The sequence below is a fragment of the Streptomyces sp. NPDC048590 genome, from assembly GCF_043199535.1.
Lineage (GTDB): Bacteria > Actinomycetota > Actinomycetes > Streptomycetales > Streptomycetaceae > Streptomyces.
In genome coordinates, this window is the sequence record NZ_JBICWC010000006.1 from 202,730 (window position 1) to 220,284 (window position 17,555).

General features: G+C 71.6%; 12 protein-coding genes. 7 read left to right on the forward strand and 5 right to left on the reverse strand.

All coding sequences use genetic code 11. The features are described 5' to 3' along the window. Positions 1-45: 45 nt before the first annotated feature. Complete coding sequence (locus ACGFNN_RS19380; RefSeq protein ID WP_393557326.1) at positions 46-1,662, reverse strand: serine/threonine-protein kinase; 1,617 nt, start codon at positions 1,660-1,662, stop codon at positions 46-48. Beyond that, positions 1,659-1,877, reverse strand: coding sequence for a hypothetical protein (locus ACGFNN_RS19385; protein WP_393557328.1), 219 nt, complete (start codon positions 1,875-1,877; stop codon positions 1,659-1,661). The genes ACGFNN_RS19380 and ACGFNN_RS19385 overlap by 4 nt, the downstream gene beginning before the upstream one ends. 270 nt (positions 1,878-2,147) lie before the next feature. Between ACGFNN_RS19385 and ACGFNN_RS19390 the strand changes: the two genes are divergently transcribed. Then, positions 2,148-3,248, forward strand: a complete 1,101-nt coding sequence (locus ACGFNN_RS19390; RefSeq protein WP_393557329.1) for an AI-2E family transporter — start codon at positions 2,148-2,150, stop codon at positions 3,246-3,248. Positions 3,249-3,310: 62 nt separating this feature from the next. Here ACGFNN_RS19390 and ACGFNN_RS19395 read toward each other — a convergent pair whose 3' ends face one another. Further along, positions 3,311-5,431: a SpoIIE family protein phosphatase gene (locus ACGFNN_RS19395; protein WP_393557331.1), complete on the reverse strand. Its 2,121-nt coding sequence runs from the start codon at positions 5,429-5,431 to the stop codon at positions 3,311-3,313. Between the two features lie 189 nt (positions 5,432-5,620). Between ACGFNN_RS19395 and aspS the strand changes: the two genes are divergently transcribed. The 3 genes from aspS (at position 5,621) to ACGFNN_RS19410 (ending at position 9,507) form a co-directional block, all read left to right on the forward strand. Beyond that, entirely contained in the window at positions 5,621-7,438 is a 1,818-nt protein-coding gene (aspS, locus tag ACGFNN_RS19400; RefSeq protein WP_362545067.1) for an aspartate--tRNA ligase, read from the forward strand. 154 nt (positions 7,439-7,592) lie between these two features. Then, the gene (locus ACGFNN_RS19405) at positions 7,593-8,537 is read left to right on the forward strand and encodes an intradiol ring-cleavage dioxygenase (RefSeq protein WP_393557333.1); all 945 of its coding nucleotides are present in this window, start codon (positions 7,593-7,595) and stop codon (positions 8,535-8,537) included. Between the two features lie 208 nt (positions 8,538-8,745). Beyond that, on the forward strand, positions 8,746-9,507 hold the full coding sequence (locus ACGFNN_RS19410) for a hypothetical protein (protein WP_393557335.1): 762 nt from the start codon (positions 8,746-8,748) through the stop codon (positions 9,505-9,507). Positions 9,508-9,597: 90 nt separating this feature from the next. Here the strand turns inward: ACGFNN_RS19410 and metG are convergent, their stop codons facing one another. After that, positions 9,598-11,211 carry a methionine--tRNA ligase gene (gene metG, locus ACGFNN_RS19415; RefSeq protein ID WP_393557336.1) on the reverse strand — a complete coding sequence of 538 codons (1,614 nt, stop codon included), beginning with the start codon at positions 11,209-11,211 and terminating at the stop codon, positions 9,598-9,600. A 168-nt stretch (positions 11,212-11,379) separates the two neighbouring features. On the opposite strand from metG, the gene ACGFNN_RS19420 reads away from it, so the two are divergent. Then, positions 11,380-12,033: a response regulator transcription factor gene (locus tag ACGFNN_RS19420; RefSeq protein WP_393557746.1), complete on the forward strand. Its 654-nt coding sequence runs from the start codon at positions 11,380-11,382 to the stop codon at positions 12,031-12,033. A gap of 59 nt (positions 12,034-12,092) precedes the next feature. Beyond that, positions 12,093-13,286 (forward strand): sensor histidine kinase, encoded by a 1,194-nt coding sequence (locus ACGFNN_RS19425; protein WP_393557748.1) that lies wholly within the window; start codon positions 12,093-12,095, stop codon positions 13,284-13,286. Here ACGFNN_RS19425 and ACGFNN_RS19430 read toward each other — a convergent pair. Beyond that, positions 13,223-14,875 carry a VWA domain-containing protein gene (locus tag ACGFNN_RS19430; protein ID WP_393557338.1) on the reverse strand — a complete coding sequence of 551 codons (1,653 nt, stop codon included), beginning with the start codon at positions 14,873-14,875 and terminating at the stop codon, positions 13,223-13,225. The genes ACGFNN_RS19425 and ACGFNN_RS19430 overlap by 64 nt on opposite strands. A 279-nt stretch (positions 14,876-15,154) precedes the next feature. Here ACGFNN_RS19430 and ACGFNN_RS19435 point away from each other — a divergent pair, with 279 nt between their 5' ends. Next, the gene (locus tag ACGFNN_RS19435) at positions 15,155-17,212 is read left to right on the forward strand and encodes a PhoX family protein (RefSeq protein WP_393557340.1); all 2,058 of its coding nucleotides are present in this window, start codon (positions 15,155-15,157) and stop codon (positions 17,210-17,212) included. Positions 17,213-17,555 lie beyond the last annotated feature (343 nt).

The following is a 17,555-nucleotide window of genomic DNA, read 5'->3' on the forward strand; positions in this document are numbered from 1 at the left end:
GTCCTCCGCCGTGCCGGTCCCGCGCTCCGGGACCGGCACGGACGGCTAACGGATGTAGTGGTGGCCGTCCCCTTGGGAGGGGTGGTCGCGGTTGCAGGCCGCTCCGGTCGTCTTCGCCTCGTCGACCGGGGCCGAGGTGATCTCCAGACGGGTACCCGAGTTGGTGACGGCTTCCAGCCGTCCGACCCATTCGCAGTGACCGATGACGAGCGCGTCGGTGATGTAGCGGACCACCCGCGCGCCCTCGGCCCCTTGGCTGATGGCGATGGTGCCCGGATGGTTCCCGGACAGGCCGTCGAACTTCCAGGTGCCGACGAAGTACGAGGGGACGGCCCCGCCCGAGCCGCCGCCCGCCGATCCGCCCGAGGCGCTCGATCCCCCGCCGGAGGACGACCCTCCGGAGGTTCCTGAACCGCCGCCGGATGTGGACGAACCGCCGGTTGCGGACGAACCCCCTCCCGAGGCGCCCCCGACGCCACCGCCGGCCTCGACCGGACCGGTCCCCCCGCCGTCCTTCCCGCCCTCGTCCTTGTCCTTCGGGGCCTTGCTCCTGCTCCGCGACGGACTAGGGCCGGCCTTCCCGGGCGGCGAGGCCGTGGCGGAGCCCGGTACGGACGGGGCGCTGCTCGGCGCGACCCTGTCAGCGGCGTCGGCGTCCCCCTTGTCGGCGAAGGGGCCGAGCACCACCGCCGTCCCGCCGCCGACGGTGACCACCACCACCAGGGGGATCGCCACGAACCAGTTGCGACGCCGCTTCCCGCGCCCCGAGCTCGTCCGTGCCTCGTCCGCGGCCGGCGTCACGTCCGCCCCCGCGACAGGGGCGGCCTTCGGGCGCAGGGCATACGTCTCCCGGTCACGCGGCGCCTCGCGCAGTGGCGCCGCGTCGACGTCGAGCAGCCGCGCCGAGCGGTCCGCGAGCTCGGCGATGACGTCCGGGGGCAGCCATGCCCCGTTCGCCGGCATGGACCGGGCGCCCTGCTCGTCGGAGAGCAGGGCGGCCACGTCCGGCCGTTCGTCCACGTCCTTGGTGAGGCAGCGTGAGATCAGGTCCCGCAGGGCCGTGTCACCCACCCGTTCCAGGTCGGGCGCGCTCTCGGCGGCGTGGTAGTTGACGGAGTGGGGATGGGCGCCGGGCGGGCCGAAGGCCAGTTGGCCCGTGACCGCCCAGTTCAGGACGCAGCCGAGGGAGAAGACGTCGCTCTTCGGTCCGATCTCCTGCCCCCGGATCTGTTCCGGCGACATGAAGCCCGGTGAGCCGACGATCAGCCCCATGCTGGTCAGCACCGACCCGACGGACGTCTCCAGGGCGCGGGCGATGCCGAAGTCGATGACCCGGGGGCCGTTGACGGTGAGCATGATGTTCGACGGCTTGAGGTCACGGTGGACTATGTCCGCGCCGTGGATGTCGTCGAGGGCCTTCAGCAGCCCCTGGGCGAGTGCCCGCACGGAGGAGGGCGGCAGCGGGCCGTGCCGGCGTACGACCTCCTCCAGGGAGAGGCCCGGGATGTAGCCGGTGGCGACCCAGGGGAGGTTCGCGTCCGGGTCGGCGTCGAGCACGGGGGCGGTGTGGCGCTTGCCCACGCGCCGGGCGGCGTCGATCTCCCGGCGGAAGCGCGCCCTGAACTGCGGGTCGGCGACGTGCTCCTCGTGCACCACCTTCACCGCGACCGTGCGGCTCCCTGCGCGCGTGCGAGGTAGACCCTCCCCATGCCGCCCGCGCCGAGGCGTCCGAGCAGCAGGTACGGGCCGATGCGCGGCGGGTCCGACGCGGTGAGGGGCTGGAGTCCCTCGACCTCGTCGCCGGCGTGGGACTCCTGGCCGGATCCCTCACACTCCCGCGGTCCCTCGTCCCGTCCTCCGCCGTTGGCACTGGCCATGCCGGTCCGGCCTCCTCTGGTCGTCTGCTGCGCCGGGGGCTCCTCCGGCCGGCCCGACTGGGCCCGGCTCGGTGCCCGCTCAAGGACAGGACGAGCGGTAACTATAATTCGGTTCTAATCAACTGCGTTTATTGTGAACGGTGTTGGGCGTGCGCAAGGTGGTCGCCGCGTGCGCGACGCCAGGTGACGCGTCGTCCGCTTCGTCAGGGCCCTTCACCCGTACGCACCTCCGGGAGGGCCGCGGCCCCGGGTCCGTGATCGGGTGGGATGGTGCCTACCCGGAAGCCCCTCCTGCCCGACGTCGCGCGGCGGACGGCCGCCTGGTGCGGCGTGCTGCTCCTCGTCGCCGGTGTCGCGGCTGTGGCTGTCTGGCTGTGCGTCGTACTGAAGACCGCGGTCACTCCGGTGCTGCTGGCGCTGCTCGGCACCGCGCTGCTCGGTCCGGTGCACCGCTGGCTGGTGGCTCACCGGGTGAACCGGTCGGTGGCCGCCGGACTCACCTGCGTCGCCCTGGTGGCGGTGGGCGGCGGCGCCGGGTACATCGTCGTCACCGCGCTCGTCGACACCGGTGAGCAGATCGTGGACTCCCTGAAGGACACCGCGCAGTGGGTCATCGACCACTTCGAGATCGCGGGTGTCGCCGACGTCGACGACCTGGCGGACAACGCCAAGTCCCTCGTCGAGAAGTTCGGGGCGAGCGCGGCCGGCGGGCTGCTCAGCGGGATCAGCCTCATCGGGTCGCTCGTCACGACGGGAGTCCTCGCGCTGCTGCTGACCTTCTTCTTCCTCCGTGACTCGGACCGTGCCGTGCATCTCGCCCACTCGATCGCCCCGCGCGGGACGGGTGGCCTGGTGGAGGCGATGGGCCGCAGGGCCTTCGAGGCCGTCGAGGGCTTCATGCGCGGTACCACCTTCATCGCCCTGATCGACGCGATCTGCATCACCGTGGGTCTGCTGATCCTGCGGGTACCGGGCGCGGTGGGGCTGGGGGCGCTGGTCTTCGTCGGCGCCTACATCCCGTACCTCGGGGCCTTCCTCTCCGGCGCCGTGGCCGTGCTGGTGGCGCTCGCCGACCGGGGGCTGGTGATCGCGCTCTGGGCACTGGGCGTGGTGCTCGCCGTCCAGGTGCTGGAGGGCCATGTGCTGCAGCCCGCCATCCAGAGCCGTACGGTCCAGATGCATCCCGCCATGATCATGATCGCCCTGACGGCCGGAGCGAGCGTGGCGGGCATCCTGGGCATGCTGCTCGCGGTGCCGCTGTGCGCCGCGGCGTTCGGGGTGATCGGGGTGCTGCGCAGGAGGTACGAGGCCGGGGGCGGGAGCCACGAGGCCGGTGGCGACGCGTACGGGGCCCCGGGCGGCACTTCATGAACCGCGGGGCTCCGGGCAGCGGTTCATGAACCGAAGGCCGTACGGGGGCTCCGGGCAGCAGCTCATGAACCGACGGCAGCCAGTTCCACCGGATCCGCGGACTCGTACAGCTCGAACCAGATCGACTTGCCCTCGCCCCTCGGGTCCACCCCCCAGGTGTCGGCGAGCATCTCCATCAGGACCAGGCCACGGCCGCTGGAGGCCATCTCCCCCGGCCTCCGCTTGTGCGGCAGCTCGTCGCTGGTGTCCGCCACCTCGACCCGCAACCGCCGCTCGCCCGCCTCGCCCGTGACCTCGGCGACCAGGAGCGCGTCCCCGTCCGTGTGGACGAGCACGTTGGTCGCCATCTCGGAGACCATCAGCTCCGCCGAGTCGACCTGTTCCGAGTCCGCCCAGTCGTGCAGCAGCTCCCGCAGCTGCCGGCGGGCGGCCGCGACCTGCTCCGGTTCCGCCTGGGCGATCGACATGGCGGAGCGCCGGCCGGGGGTCCTTCGCGTCCGTGACGCCTCGCGGCGCATGACCACGAGCGCGATGTCGTCCTCGCGGCGGTCGACCAGCGGCCCGGTCGTGTAGTGCGAGCCGGGCCCGTGCACCGTCTGTACGAGGGCCTCGGCGAGCTCCTCCAGGTCGTCGACGGGCTTCTCGAGGACCGGCCGGAGCCGGGTCCAGCCGGTGGCCATGTCGTGGCCGCCGGTCTCGATGAGCCCGTCGGTGCACAGCATGATCGTCTCGCCCGGGTCGAGGACGACGCGCGTCGTCGGGTAGTCGGCGTCCTCCTCGACGCCCAGCGGCAGTCCACCGGCGGTCTGCCGGATCACCGCGGTGCCGTCGACGCTGATCACCACCGGGTCCGGGTGGCCCGCCCTGGCGATGTCCAGGGTGCCCGTCTCCGGGTCGGCCTCCGCGTAGAGGCAGGTCGCGAAGCGTGTGACGTCGGACGGGTCCTCGCCGTCGGTCAGGTCGTAGGTCTCGGTCAGCCCGGACAGGAAGCGTGACGCGCGGGCGAGGACCGCGTCGGGTCGGTGGCCCTCGGAGGCGTAGGCGCGCAGGGCGATGCGCAGCTGGCCCATCAGGCCGGCCGCCCGTACGTCGTGTCCCTGGACGTCGCCGATGGCCAGGGCGATCCTGCCGTTGGGGAGCGGGATCACGTCGTACCAATCGCCCCCGACCTGGAGGCCTCCTCCCGTGGGGATGTAGCGGGCGGCGACCGTCAGGCCCGGCACACCGGGTCCGAGGGACGGCCTCATCGCCCGCTGGAGGCCCAGGGACAGCTCGCGCTCGGTCTCGGCGGCCCCGGCGCGCGTCAGCGCCTGTGCCAGCATCCTGGCCACCGTGGTGAGCACGGAGCGCTCGTCGGGGGAGAAGGCCACGTTGTGGCGGAAGCCGGCCATCCAGGCCCCCATGGTGTGCCCGGACGCGATCAGCGGCAGGAAGGCCCAGGACTGGCGCCCGAACCCCTTGGCCAGCGGCCAGGTGGCGGGGAAGCGCCGCCGGTACTCGTCCGGCGAGGCGAGGTAGATGGCCTGGCCGGTCCGTACGACCTCGGCGGCCGGGTAGTCGGTCTGCAGGGGCATGTCGGTGAACGGCTTCTCGTCGCCCTCGTTGTGCCCGTGATGTCCGATGACCGTCAGGTGCTCGCCCGAGATCCCGAAGACGGCGAGACCGTCCGGTGAGAAGCCCGGCATGGAGAGCGAACCCGCGACCCGGAGCACCTCCTCGGTGGACCCCGCCTCGGCCAGGGCCCGGCCCGCGTCCAGCAGGAACGCCTCGCGCGACCGCCGCCAGTCCCCGGTGAGCGGGGTCTGCGCCGCCGTCGCCCCCGGAGGCTCGACGACCTCCTGGAGGATCCCCATCAGCACGTACGCGTGCCGGCCCGGGGTGTCCTTCGCTACCGGCTTGGACCTGCTGCGCACGGTGCGTACGACCGCGCCGTCCTCGTCCACGATGCGCATCCGGGCCTCGGCGACCGTGCGCTCGGCGATCGCGAAGTTCACGATGCCGAAGATCTCGTTCCAGTCGGCGGGGTGGAAACGGGGGCGCACCTCGTCGCCGGGGCGGGACACGGCCTCGGCGGGCAGTCCCACCAGCCGCGCCGCCTCGGCGTCGAGCGTGACCGTGCCTGACGAGCTGTCCCAGCTCCACAGGCCGGTCCCGATCGCAGCCAGGATCTCCTCGGTGCGCATTGCCCCACTTTAGGAAGATTCTCTTCCTTGTCGCCACCGAGGGTCTTCCGCCCGGCGGTCGCCCGCCGGAGGTGTCCGGGTGCGCCTCGGGCCTGTCCGGCGGTAATCCCTCGCGGGAGGTGTGCCCGCGGGCGGTAGCCTGGGGTGTCAATCGGACACCCCCGCCCCGCGAAGACTGGATGAACGACGATGCATCGGTACAGGTCCCACACCTGCGGCGAGCTCCGCGCCTCTGACGTCGGCACCGACGTCCGGCTGAGCGGCTGGCTGCACAATCGCCGAGACCTGGGCGGCATCCTCTTCATCGATCTGCGCGACCACTACGGTCTGGTGCAGCTCGTGGCCCGCCCCGGTACGCCCGGCAACGAGGCCCTGGCAAAGCTGACCAAGGAGACCGTCGTCCGGATCGACGGCAAGGTCTCGGCGCGTGGCGCCGACAACGTCAACCCGGAGCTGCCGACCGGCGAGATCGAGATCGAGGTCTCCGAGGTCGAGGTGCTCGGCGAGGCCGGACCGCTGCCCTTCACGATCAACACCGAGGACGGCGTCAACGAGGAGCGGCGTCTGGAGTACCGCTTCCTGGACCTGCGCCGTGAGCGCATGCACCGCAACATCATGCTGCGCTCCGCCGTGATCGCCTCCATCCGCTCCAAGATGGTGGCCCTCGGTTTCAACGAGATGGCGACCCCGATCCTCACCGCGACCTCCCCCGAGGGCGCCCGTGACTTCGTCGTCCCGTCCCGGCTGAACCCCGGCAAGTTCTACGCGCTGCCGCAGGCGCCGCAGCAGTTCAAGCAGCTGCTGATGATCTCGGGCTTCGACCGCTACTTCCAGATCGCGCCCTGCTTCCGCGACGAGGACGCCCGTGCCGACCGTTCGCCGGGCGAGTTCTACCAGCTCGACGTCGAGATGTCCTTCGTCGAGCAGGAGGACGTCTTCCAGCCGATCGAGAAGCTGATGACCGAGCTCTTCACCGAGTTCGGCAACGGCCGCGAGGTCACCTCGCCGTTCCCGCGCATCCCGTTCCGCGAGTCGATGCTGAAGTACGGCAACGACAAGCCCGACCTGCGCGCCAAGCTGGAGCTCGTCGACATCTCCGACGTCTTCGCCGACTCCGGCTTCAAGGCGTTCGCCGGCAAGCACGTCCGCGCGCTGCCCGTCCCGGACACCGCCGGTCAGTCCCGGAAGTTCTTCGACGGCCTCGGCGAGTACGCCGTCGAGCACGGCGCCAAGGGCCTCGCCTGGGTCCGCGTCGGCGAGGACGGCACGCTGGCCGGTCCGATCGCCAAGTTCCTCACCGAGGCGGACGTCAAGACGCTCACCGAGCGGCTCTCCCTCGTCCCCGGCCACGCCGTCTTCTTCGGCGCGGGCGAGTTCGACGAGGTCTCCAAGATCATGTCGGCGGTCCGGGTCGAGGCCGCCAAGCGCGCCGGCCACTTCGAGGAGGGCGTCTTCCGGTTCTGCTGGATCGTCGACTTCCCGATGTACGAGAAGGACGAGGAGACCGGCAAGATCGACTTCTCGCACAACCCCTTCTCCATGCCCCAGGGCGGCCTCGCCGACCTGGAGGAGAAGGACCCGCTGGACATCCTCGCCTGGCAGTACGACATCGTCTGCAACGGCATCGAGCTGTCCTCCGGCGCCATCCGTAACCACGAGCCCGAGCTCATGCTCAAGGCCTTCGAGATCGCCGGCTACGACCGCGAGACCGTCGAGCAGGAGTTCGCGGGCATGCTGCGCGCCTTCCGTCTCGGCGCCCCGCCGCACGGTGGCATCGCCCCCGGCGTCGACCGCATCGTGATGCTGCTCGCCGACGAGCCCAACATCCGCGAGACGATCGCCTTCCCGCTCAACGGCAACGCCCAGGACCTGATGATGGGCGCCCCGACCGTGCTGGAGGAGACCCGCCTGCGCGAGCTGAACATCCAGCTCCGCAAGCCCGTCGCGGCGGCCAAGGACAAGGCCGACGCGAAGGACTCCGTGGCGAGGGACACCGGCGCCAAGTAAGGCCCGAGGTTCCGCTTCGGTTCCACGTGAAACAGTCCCCGGCCGCCCCGCCGGGGACTGTTCGCGTTCCCGCCGCCTTCCCCGGCGGCCACGCACAGGAACGCACAGCCGACCCTCATGTTCCTGCCAGGCAGGCTGCCTAGCCTCCCGAGGCATGACAGAGACTCAGGGACCCGCGCACAAGAAGGACATGACCCGGCGACGCATGATCCTCACCGGTGGAGCCGTGGTGGCGGCTGCCGGGGTCGGCGCCGGCTTCGTCGCCACGGCGTCGGCCGACGAGGAGACGAAGTCCTCCGGCAGCAGGCCCGGAGAGGGTGAGGCCTGCTACCGCCTCACCTCGGAGACGACCGAAGGCCCGTACTACATCGACGCCGACAAGATCCGGAAGGACATCACGGAGGACAGGGAGGGCATTCCGATGACCCTCCGGCTCAAGGTGATCGATTCCGACACCTGCAAGCCGCTGAAGAGGGCGGCCGTCGACATCTGGCACTGCGACGCCCTGGGGATCTACTCCGGCTACGAGAGCATGAGCCAGGGCGGTGGGCCCGGCGGCGGTGGCACCCCGCCGAGCGGCACCCCCACCGACGCGCCCACGGACATCCCCACGGACGCTCCGACCGGTCAGCCCACCGGGACCCCTCCCTCCGGCGGTCCGGGCGGCGGTGGCGGTCACAGCGAGCCCACCGACGACGAGCGCTATCTGCGCGGCACCCAGCTCACCGACCAGCACGGATACGTCGAGTTCAAGACTGTCTTCCCGGGCTGGTACCAGGGCCGGGCCGTCCACATCCACACGAAGGTTCACGTCGGCGGGAAGATGACCGACGCCGGGTACGAGGGCGGGCACACCTGCCACACCGGCCAGTTCTTCTTCGCCGAGTCCGCGGTCCTCGACTCGGCGAAGGCGGAGCCGTACTCGACCAGCACCACGCCCCGCACCACGCTGACCGAGGACACCATCTACGACCAGAGCGGTGTGACCGGAGGTCTGCTCAAGCTCTCGTACCGCAAGGGGCGGATGGCGCGAGGGGTGACCGGCTCGATCACGATGGGCGTCGACCCCGACGAGACGCACGACGGCACGGACCTCTAGGACGCGCCCAGCACTTCCGGCGCAGCGGGCCCGGGGCCGTTCGGGCTCCGGGCCTTCTTGCTGCGTACGGGTGAGACGTGCGGAACGCGTGGAGCGGGGGTACGCGGTCCGGGTACATCCGGATGGCACCGGTTCAGGTTGGGCGCCGCCCGCCCCGGCACATGGCACCGGAAGTGCTCGCCCGCCCGCCACCGAGGAGTTGCGCACCGTGTCCGTCCCGCGTCGCCCGTACGTCCTTCTCGTCGCCCTCTTCCTGCTGGTCATCGGCTGTTCCTCGGGAGCCGTGCGGAGCTCCGACCCCTCGGGGCCCCGGGCGCTGTCCGGGCCCGGCGCCTCAGCGGCTCCGCCCCGTACCGTCGAGCCCTATGTGGCTCCCGCCGAGATCCCGGGACTCGGACCGGAGACCCTGGCACAGCTTCCGGACACCGCGCGGCAGGCCGTGCTGGTGACCGGCCAGGGCCCCGACTCCAACCGCTCGGCGGTGGAGCTGTACAGCCGCGACGACGCGGCCAGGGGCTGGCGGCCCTTGGCGGGTCCCTGGCCCGCCCACAACGGGATGGAGGGCTGGACCGACCACCACCTCACCGACGACCTGCGGTCACCGGTCGGAATCTTCGGGCTCACCGACGCGGGCGGCCGGCTGCCCGACCCGGGCGCGCTGCTCCCGTACGACGAGGAGCACCGGTTCGCGGTGTCCGGCGAGGGCTTCCTCGGGGAGCCGCTCGAAGGCTCCTTCGACTACGTCGTGGCGATCAACTACAACCGTGTCGCGGGCACCAGCCCGCTGGACCGTACGCGGCCGATGGGCGAGGAACGTGGCGGCGGCATCTGGATCCACGTGGACCACGGCGGTCCCACCCAGGGCTGCGTCTCGCTGACCGAGGACCGGATGCGGGAGCTGCTGCTCACCCTGGACCCGGCGAAGGAACCGGTGATCGTGATGGGGGACCAGGCCTCACTGGCCCGCTGATTCCCGGGTACGTGCTGACAGGCCGTACGTACGAAGGAGCCCGGACCCGATGTGATCGGGTCCGGGCTCCTCGGCGTGTGCGTGAACCGCTTACGCGGGCTTCTCCTCCAGGCGCGGGAAGAGCACCGCGCCCTTGGTGACCGTCGCCCCGGCGGGCAGCTGTCCCCAGCGGCCCGCGTCCTGGACCGGCTGAGCGGTGAGGGCACCGAGGGACGCCTCGGCGCCCAGGGAGTCCCACAGCTTCTGCGAGGTGTCCGGCATGACCGCGTTGAGCAGGACCGCGACACCGCGCAGCGACTCGGCCGCCGTGTACAGGATGGTCGCGAGGCGCGCCTGGCCCTCCGGCGAGGTGTCCTTGGCGACCTTCCAGGGCTCCTGCTCGGTGATGTAGCCGTTGACCTGCTTCACGAAGTCGAAGATCGCCAGGATGCCGCCCTGGAAGTCCAGCTCCTCGCCGATCTTCCGGTCGGCGGTGGAGACGGCCTGCGCCAGGCCCTCCTGGACCGCCTGCTCCGCCTCACCGGCGGCCGTGGCCTCGGGGAGTGCGCCGCCGAAGTACTTGCCGACCATCGCCGCGACGCGCGAGGCGAGGTTGCCGTAGTCGTTGGCGAGCTCCGAGGTGTAGCGCGCGGTGAAGTCCTCCCAGGAGAAGGAGCCGTCGCTGCCGTACGCGATGGCGCGCAGGAAGTACCAGCGGTAGGCGTCCACGCCGAAGTGCGAGGTGAGGTCCTGGGGCTTGATGCCGGTCAGGTTCGACTTCGACATCTTCTCGCCGCCGACCATCAGCCAGCCGTTGGCGACGACCTTGCCGGGCACCGGGAGGCCCTGCGCCATGAGCATGGCCGGCCAGATCACCGAGTGGAACCGGAGGATGTCCTTGCCGATCAGGTGGACGTTCGCCGGGAAGGTGCTGTCGAACTTCTCCTGGTTGGCGCCGTAGCCGACCGCCGTCGCGTAGTTGAGCAGCGCGTCGATCCACACGTAGATCACGTGCTTCGGGTCCCACGGCACGGGGACGCCCCAGTCGAAGGTGGAGCGCGAGATCGACAGGTCCTGCAGGCCCTGCTTGACGAAGTTCACGATCTCGTTGCGCGCCGACTCGGGCTGGATGAAGTCCGGGTTGGCCGCGTAGAGCTCCATGAGCTTCGGGCCGTACTCGCTGAGCTTGAAGAAGTAGTTCTCCTCCTTGAGGAGCTCCACCGGCTTCTTGTGGATCGGGCACAGCTTCGTGCCGTCCTCGGCCTCGACCAGATCGCCGGGGAGCTTGTACTCCTCACAGCCCACGCAGTACGGGCCTTCGTACCCGCCCTTGTAGATCTGGTCCTTGTCGTACAGGTCCTGCACGAACTCCTGCACACGGTCCGTGTGCCGCTTCTCCGTCGTGCGGATGAAGTCGTCGTTCGCGATGTTCAGGTGCTCCCAGAGGGGCTTCCAGGCCTCCTCGACGAGCTTGTCGCACCAGGCCTGAGGGGTGACGTTGTTCGCCTCGGCCGTGCGCATGATCTTCTGACCGTGCTCGTCCGTGCCGGTGAGGTACCACACCTTCTCGCCGCGCTGGCGGTGCCAACGGGTGAGCACGTCGCCTGCGACGGTCGTGTAGGCGTGGCCCAGGTGAGGAGCGTCGTTGACGTAGTAGATGGGGGTCGAGACGTAGAAACCCTTCACGCCGTCGCCCCCTTGCTTCTCGGATCCAGTGGCCGCCATGGTCGAAATCCTAACGGCCCGTGGGTGATCCACTCACATCGATAAGGGGTGCACCGACCTCGCCTCCGCCCCGCCCCGTCCCGGAGAGCTTTGCGAAACATCTCCTCAGGTACCAAAGACGCATCCTGGGAGGAGTGGGCACGGGTGCGCGAGGCAGGGGACGACACGATGCGGGTACTGGTCGCCGAGGACGAGGAGATCCTGGCGGAGCTGGTGGCGACCGGGCTCCGGAGGGCCGGATTCGCCGTGGACACCGTGTACAGCGGGGACGCGGCGCTCGCCTACCTCGGGCTGCACGACTACGACGTGGTCGTCCTCGACCGGGATCTGCCCCGGGTGCACGGCGACGACGTGGCCCGCAGGCTGGTGTCCACCGGTTCGCGGACGCGGATCCTGATGCTCACGGCCTCCGGGACCATGGAGGACCGGGTGGAGGGGCTCGACCTCGGCGCCGACGACTACGTGAGCAAGCCCTTCGAGTTCCCCGAGCTGGTCTCCCGGGTCCGCGCCCTGCGGCGTCGCAGCGCCCGCCCGGTGCCGCCCCGGCTGGAGCGGTACGGCATCCGCCTCGACAGTGCCCGGCGGGCAGCCACCCGGGACGGTCGGGAGCTGGACCTGTCGCCGAAGGAGTTCACCGTGCTGCAGCTCCTGCTGGAGGCGGACGGCGGCACGGTCAGCGCGGAGGAGCTGCTGGAGCGGGCCTGGGACGCCAACGCCGACCCCTTCACGGGGGCCGTCCGGGTCTGCATGAGCAAGCTCAGGGCCAAACTGGGGGAGCCCGCGCTGATCCGTACCGTGCAGGGCGTCGGGTACGCGCTGTGAGCCGGCCGGGGCTGCTGCGGGCCGTGAGGGCGCCCGCCGTCCGGCACTCGACGATCCGCATGCGGATCGCCCTCGTGTACGGCGGGGTCTTCCTGGTCCTCGGCACGGCGCTGCTCACCACGGTGAACCTGGCCTCACGCGCCGGTACGGACTCGCAGGCGCGGGCGATCGCCACCTCCGCCGCCGTCTCCCAGCCCGGGTTCGCGGTCAACGGGCCCCTGCACACCAGGGGCCGTCTCGGTCCGCCCACGGTCTACGACGTCACCGACGACGTCAGTGACGCCGCGAGCCGGGAGCTCCTCTACTGGTCCGTCGCCGCGCTGCTCGTCATGACGGGGTGCGCGGTCGGGGTGGGCTGGTGGACCGCCGGGCGGGTGCTGCGGCCCGTCCACGCGATGACCGCCAAGGCGCGGAGGCTGTCCGAGCACACCCTCCACGAGCGGATCGCCTCCAGCGGCCCGGACGACGAGCTGAAGGAGCTGGGGGAGACGCTGGACGCGCTGCTGGCGCGGCTGGAGAAGGCCTTCGACAGCCAGCGGAGATTCATCGCGAACGCCTCGCACGAGCTGCGCACGCCGCTGGCCACCCAGCGGGCGGCGATCCAGGTGGGCCTCGACGACCCCTCGCCGGAGGACCTCGTACGCACCCGGCAGACACTGCTGGACAACAACAGGCGCAGCGAGCGGCTCATCGAGGGACTGCTGGTACTGGCGCGCAGTGAACGGGGGCTGGCGAACGGCGAGCGTGTGGAGGTCGACCTCGCGGGGGTGGTCGCCGAGGAGGCGGCGCGGCCCCCGGCGGCGACCGACCGGACGGCGGTGCCCCGCCCGGAGGTCACGGTCGCGGCGGAGCCCTGCGTCGTACGGGGCAACCGGCAGCTGCTCGCCCAGCTGGTGGCGAATCTGCTGTCCAACGCGGTGCGCTACAACGTGGCGGGCGGCCGGGTGGACGTGTCGCTGTCGGCCGGCGGGGTCCTGGTGGTCCGCAACACGGGGCCGGTGGTGGCCGAGGGGGACATCGCCGGGTTCTTCCAGCCGTTCCGGCGCGGAGAGGGCCGGGACCGGATGGGCCAGGGGTCGGGACTGGGACTGTCGATCGTGCGTTCCATCGCCGTGGCTCACGGCGGTACGGTCACGGCTGCACCCGGCCCCGAAGGCGGGCTCGCCGTGACCGTACGGCTGCCGGTGGGTCAGCCCTCGACGATTCCGCGCGCGGCGGCCCAGGCGGGCAGCCCGGCGAGCACCTCGCGGTAGAACGTCGCGTCGGGCACCTCGCGGGGGGCGGGGCCCGCGTGGAAGAACCCGGCGTTGTCGGCGTCCAGCCGGCGCAGGAAGTCGAAGCCCTTGGCGTCCTCGTCGCCGAACGCGACGAACTGGAAGAACAGCGGGAGCCGGGCCGCGTCGGTCAGCGCCTGCTTGGCGGCGACCTTGGCGTCCGGGGCGCCGTCCGTCTGGAAGACGACCAGGGCAGGACCGGTGGCGCCGGACTTCTCGTAGTGGGTGACGACCTCTTCGACCGCGCGGTGGTAGTTCGTACGGCCGAGGCGGCCGAGTCCGGCGTGCAGTTCGTCGATCCGGCCCTCGTGGGCGGTGAGGTCGATCGCGCCGGTGCCGTCGATGTCGGTGGAGAAGAACACGACCTGCACGGTGGCGCCGGTGTCCAGGTGCGCGGCGAGCGCAAGGGTGCGGTCGCCCAGGTGCTGGGCGCTGCCGTCCTTGTAGAACGGCCGCATGGACCCGGACCGGTCGAGGACCAGGTACACGGTGGCCCGCAGCCCGGTCAGCCCCTGGGCCTTGAGCGCGGCCTGCGCGGCCTTGTACGGGGTGACCAGCTCGGGGGCGGCACCCTTCACCCGGGCGAGGGTCACGGCGGGCTTGCCCGCGGGGGCGGCCTTGGGCGCCGGAGCGGCCTCCGGAGCGGCCGCTGCGGCGACAGGCTCGGGGACGCCGACGGGCTCGGGCTCGGGCGTGGCGACCGGCGCCGGCGCGGCGAGCGGCTCGGCGACGGGGGCGGCCTCGGCGACGGGGGCGGCCTCGGCGACGGGGGCGGCCTCGGCGACGACCGGCTCGGGCTCCACGACGGGCTCGGGCTCGGCGGTGACGGCGACGGGCTCCACGACGGCGGCCGGCTCAGCGGCGACGGGCTCGGTTGCGAGGGGCGCGGCTTCGGCGACGGTCTCGGGCTCGACGGTCTCGACGGCGGGCTTCTCCGCGGAAGGCTCCTCCGAAGCGGCGGTCTCGGCCGCGGGCTCCTCCGGAGCGGCGGGCATGGCGGCCTCGGCCGCGGGTGCGTCCTGGGCGGTCTCCTCGGCCGTGGGCGCCTCGGAGGCGGGTGCCTCCGTGGAGGTGGCGGCCGGTGCGGCGTCCGCGTCGGCGGTGGTGGCGGGCACGACGGCCGGCTCCGGCTCCGGGTCGTCCATGTCGATCGTGATCGGAGCCGGCTCGGCCTCGGCGGAGTCCTCCGCCGCGGCCTCGACGGCGCCAACCGGCTCCTCCGTGGCGTCCGCGGCGTTCCCGGCCGGCTTCGCCTCCGGGTCCGACCCCTGGGCGGGAACGCGGGGCGTGGGCGCCGAGACCGGCGCGGTCACCGCCGCGGCCGGCTTGTCGAAGGCCGCCGCCACCAGGTCCGAGGCCTGTCCGTCGTCGTGCCCGTCACCGGCGGACCGGTCCGGGGATGAAGCGGGGGCCGGAACCGACGTCTGCGCCGGCTCGGCCGCCGAAGTGGTGGTCTTCTCCGCCTCCGTGGGCTGAGTGCGCTCGGCCTGGGGCGGGACGGTGGCCGTGGTCGGCTCGTCCTGCTCCGTCCGGCCGAACACCTTGCGCAGCAAGCTCCGAATGCCCATGAGCGAGGCCTTTCGCATGAGTTGGGTGCGATAAATGTCCGTACTGCGGGAATTGATCCCTGGCCAGGGCGGATACGTAAGGTTAGCGGCCGGATCCGGCCGTTCGGCGGCGCGGCCCGCCCCCGCGTCAACCGAGCTCCAACCGAGTCGAAACCGAGTCCTGGACGGCCGTGAGACCAGCGGTGGCCGGGACTTCACCGTCTGTTCACCGGCAGTCCCACGTATGGCGTGGACGCGGACCTACCGTCACGCGTGACACACAGACGGAGGGACGAAAACGTGCGCAAATTGCTGCCGCTCATCGGCTCGCACCCGGGCGGGCGCTCTGCGCTGACCTGCCGCTACCGCTGCGGTGACGCCTGCTTCCAGGACATCCCCAACACCAGCGAGAACGAGTACGCGGGCGACATCATCGCCGGTGCCCTGTCGCGCCGGTCGATGATGCGCGCCGCGGCCGTGGTGACCGTGGCCGCCGCCGGAACCGCCGCGCTCGGCGGCCCGGCCGCGCCCGCCGCCGAGGCCGCCCCGCTCGCCGGCCGCCACGGCGGCAAGCCGAAGCCCACCCTTTCGGGTGCCCGTGGTCTGCGGTTCGGCGCCGTCGCGCCCAACAAGGACGACAAGGTGACCGTCCCCGACGGGTACGGCCAGAACGTGGTGATCCGCTGGGGCGAACCGATCCTGCGCGGTGCCCCCGCCTTCAACCCGGACAAGCAGACCGCGAAGGCCCAGGCGGGTCAGTTCGGTTACAACAACGACTTCCTCTCCCTGCTCCCCCTCAAGGGTGAACACGGCCGTCAGGTGCTGGTCGCCAACCACGAGTACACGGACGAGATCCTGATGTTCCGTGGCTACGATCCGGCCAACCCGACGCGTGAGCAGGTGGAGATCGCCTGGGCCGCACACGGACTCTCCGTGGTCGTCGTCCAGGAGGAGAACCGCACCGGCAAGCTGACCCCGGTCAGCCGTCACCCGCTGAACCGCCGCCTCACGGCGACCAGCGAGTTCCGCATCACCGGTCCGGCGGCGGGCAGCCCGCTGCTCCGCACCTCCGCCGACCGCACAGGCAGCAGGGTCCTCGGCACGCTCAACAACTGCGCGGGCGGCACGACCCCGTGGGGCACCACGCTGCACGGCGAGGAGAACTTCAACCAGTACTTCGCCAACGGTTCCAGCGACACCGACAAGCGCTACGGCATCGGCACCGCCGCGACGGAGCGCAAGTGGGAGAGGTTCGACAAGCGTTTCGACCTCGCTCAGGAGCCGAACGAGGCGCACCGCTTCGGCTGGGTCGTCGAACTCGACCCGTACGACCCGGACTCGACGCCCCGGAAGCGGACCGCACTCGGCCGCTTCAAGCACGAGGCGGCGCAGCCCCGGCTGACGGCGGACGGCCGTCCGGTCGTCTACATGGGCGACGACGAACGCTTCGACTACCTCTACAAGTTCGTCTCCAGCAAGCAGATGCGGAAGGGGAACTCACGGGCCGCCCGTGAGCACAACCTGACGCTGCTGGACGAAGGGACGCTCTACGTCGCCAAGCTGACGGGCGACTCCCCCGCCGGTGAGTTCGACGGCTCGGGCAAGCTGCCCTCGGACGGCGAGTTCGACGGCAGCGGCGTCTGGATCCCGCTGGCGACCGGTGACACCTCGCACGTGCCCGGCATGACCGCCGACGAGGTCTACGTCTTCACCCGCCTGGCCGGTGACAAGGTCGGCGCCACGAAGATGGACCGCCCCGAGGACGTCGAGCCGTCGCCGCGCACCGGCCGGGTGTACGTCGCGCTCACCAACAACACCGACCGCGGGAAGGCCGGCAAGGCCGGTGCCGACGAGGCCAACCCGCGCAACGCCAACAAGCACGGCCAGGTCCTCGAGCTCGCGGAGAACTGGGACGACCCGGCCGGTGACGGCTTCGCCTGGCGGCTCTTCCTCGTCGCGGGCGACCCGGAGGACCCGGCCACGTACTTCTCGGGCTTCCCCAAGGACAAGGTCAGCCCGATCTCCTGCCCGGACAACGTGGCCTTCGACAGCCACGGCAATCTCTGGATCTCCACGGACGGCAACCAGCTCGGCTCGCACGACGGGCTGTTCGGTGTCGCCACCCAGGGCGAGCGCCGGGGCGAGCTGAAGCAGTTCCTGACGGTGCCGACCGGTGCCGAGACGTGCGGCCCGCTGATCCAGGACCGCCGGGTCCTGGTCGCCGTGCAGCACCCGGGTGAGGTCGACGGCGCGTCGGTCGAGAAGCCGGCGAGCACCTGGCCGGACGGTCCGGGCAGGATCGTCCGCCCGTCGGTCGTCGCCGTCTGGCGCAAGGACGGCAGCGACATCGGCGTCTGAGCCGAGGGTGGCAGCGACATCGCCGTCCGGCGCAAGGACGGCAGCGACATCGCCGTCCGACCGTGGCGGAGACCGACCGCCGGGCTCACCGGCGTGACGGACCAAGCGGAAGCCGTCCTCCGGACGTGCCCGAGCGGTGGGGGCACGATGGGCGTCGCACAAATGCATGTGTGGGGAACGAAGTTGCGTTGTTAGCGTGACCGGCCGGGGGGGGGGGGGGGCCCCCCGGGCCCCCCCCCGGGGGGGGGGCCCCCACGGAAGGGCCCCCCCAGTGGCGGTGGGGGCGGGCTAAACGCCGAGCGGGCGGGGCCCGGGGGGGCCGGGGGCGGGGGCCCCCCCCCCC

Excerpts from the sequence above, each read along its gene's own strand:
- ACGFNN_RS19385 (WP_393557328.1), bottom strand. The coding sequence starts at position 1,877 with ATGGCCAGTGCCAACGGCGGAGGACGGGACGAGGGACCGCGGGAGTGT.
- ACGFNN_RS19395 (WP_393557331.1), bottom strand. The coding sequence starts at position 5,431 with ATGCGCACCGAGGAGATCCTGGCTGCGATCGGGACCGGCCTGTGGAGC.
- aspS (WP_362545067.1), top strand. The coding sequence starts at position 5,621 with ATGCATCGGTACAGGTCCCACACCTGCGGCGAGCTCCGCGCCTCTGAC.
- ACGFNN_RS19405 (WP_393557333.1), top strand. The coding sequence starts at position 7,593 with ATGACAGAGACTCAGGGACCCGCGCACAAGAAGGACATGACCCGGCGA.
- metG (WP_393557336.1), bottom strand. The coding sequence starts at position 11,211 with ATGGCGGCCACTGGATCCGAGAAGCAAGGGGGCGACGGCGTGAAGGGT.
- ACGFNN_RS19420 (WP_393557746.1), top strand. The coding sequence starts at position 11,380 with ATGCGGGTACTGGTCGCCGAGGACGAGGAGATCCTGGCGGAGCTGGTG.
- ACGFNN_RS19425 (WP_393557748.1), top strand. The coding sequence starts at position 12,093 with ATGCGGATCGCCCTCGTGTACGGCGGGGTCTTCCTGGTCCTCGGCACG.
- ACGFNN_RS19430 (WP_393557338.1), bottom strand. The coding sequence starts at position 14,875 with ATGGGCATTCGGAGCTTGCTGCGCAAGGTGTTCGGCCGGACGGAGCAG.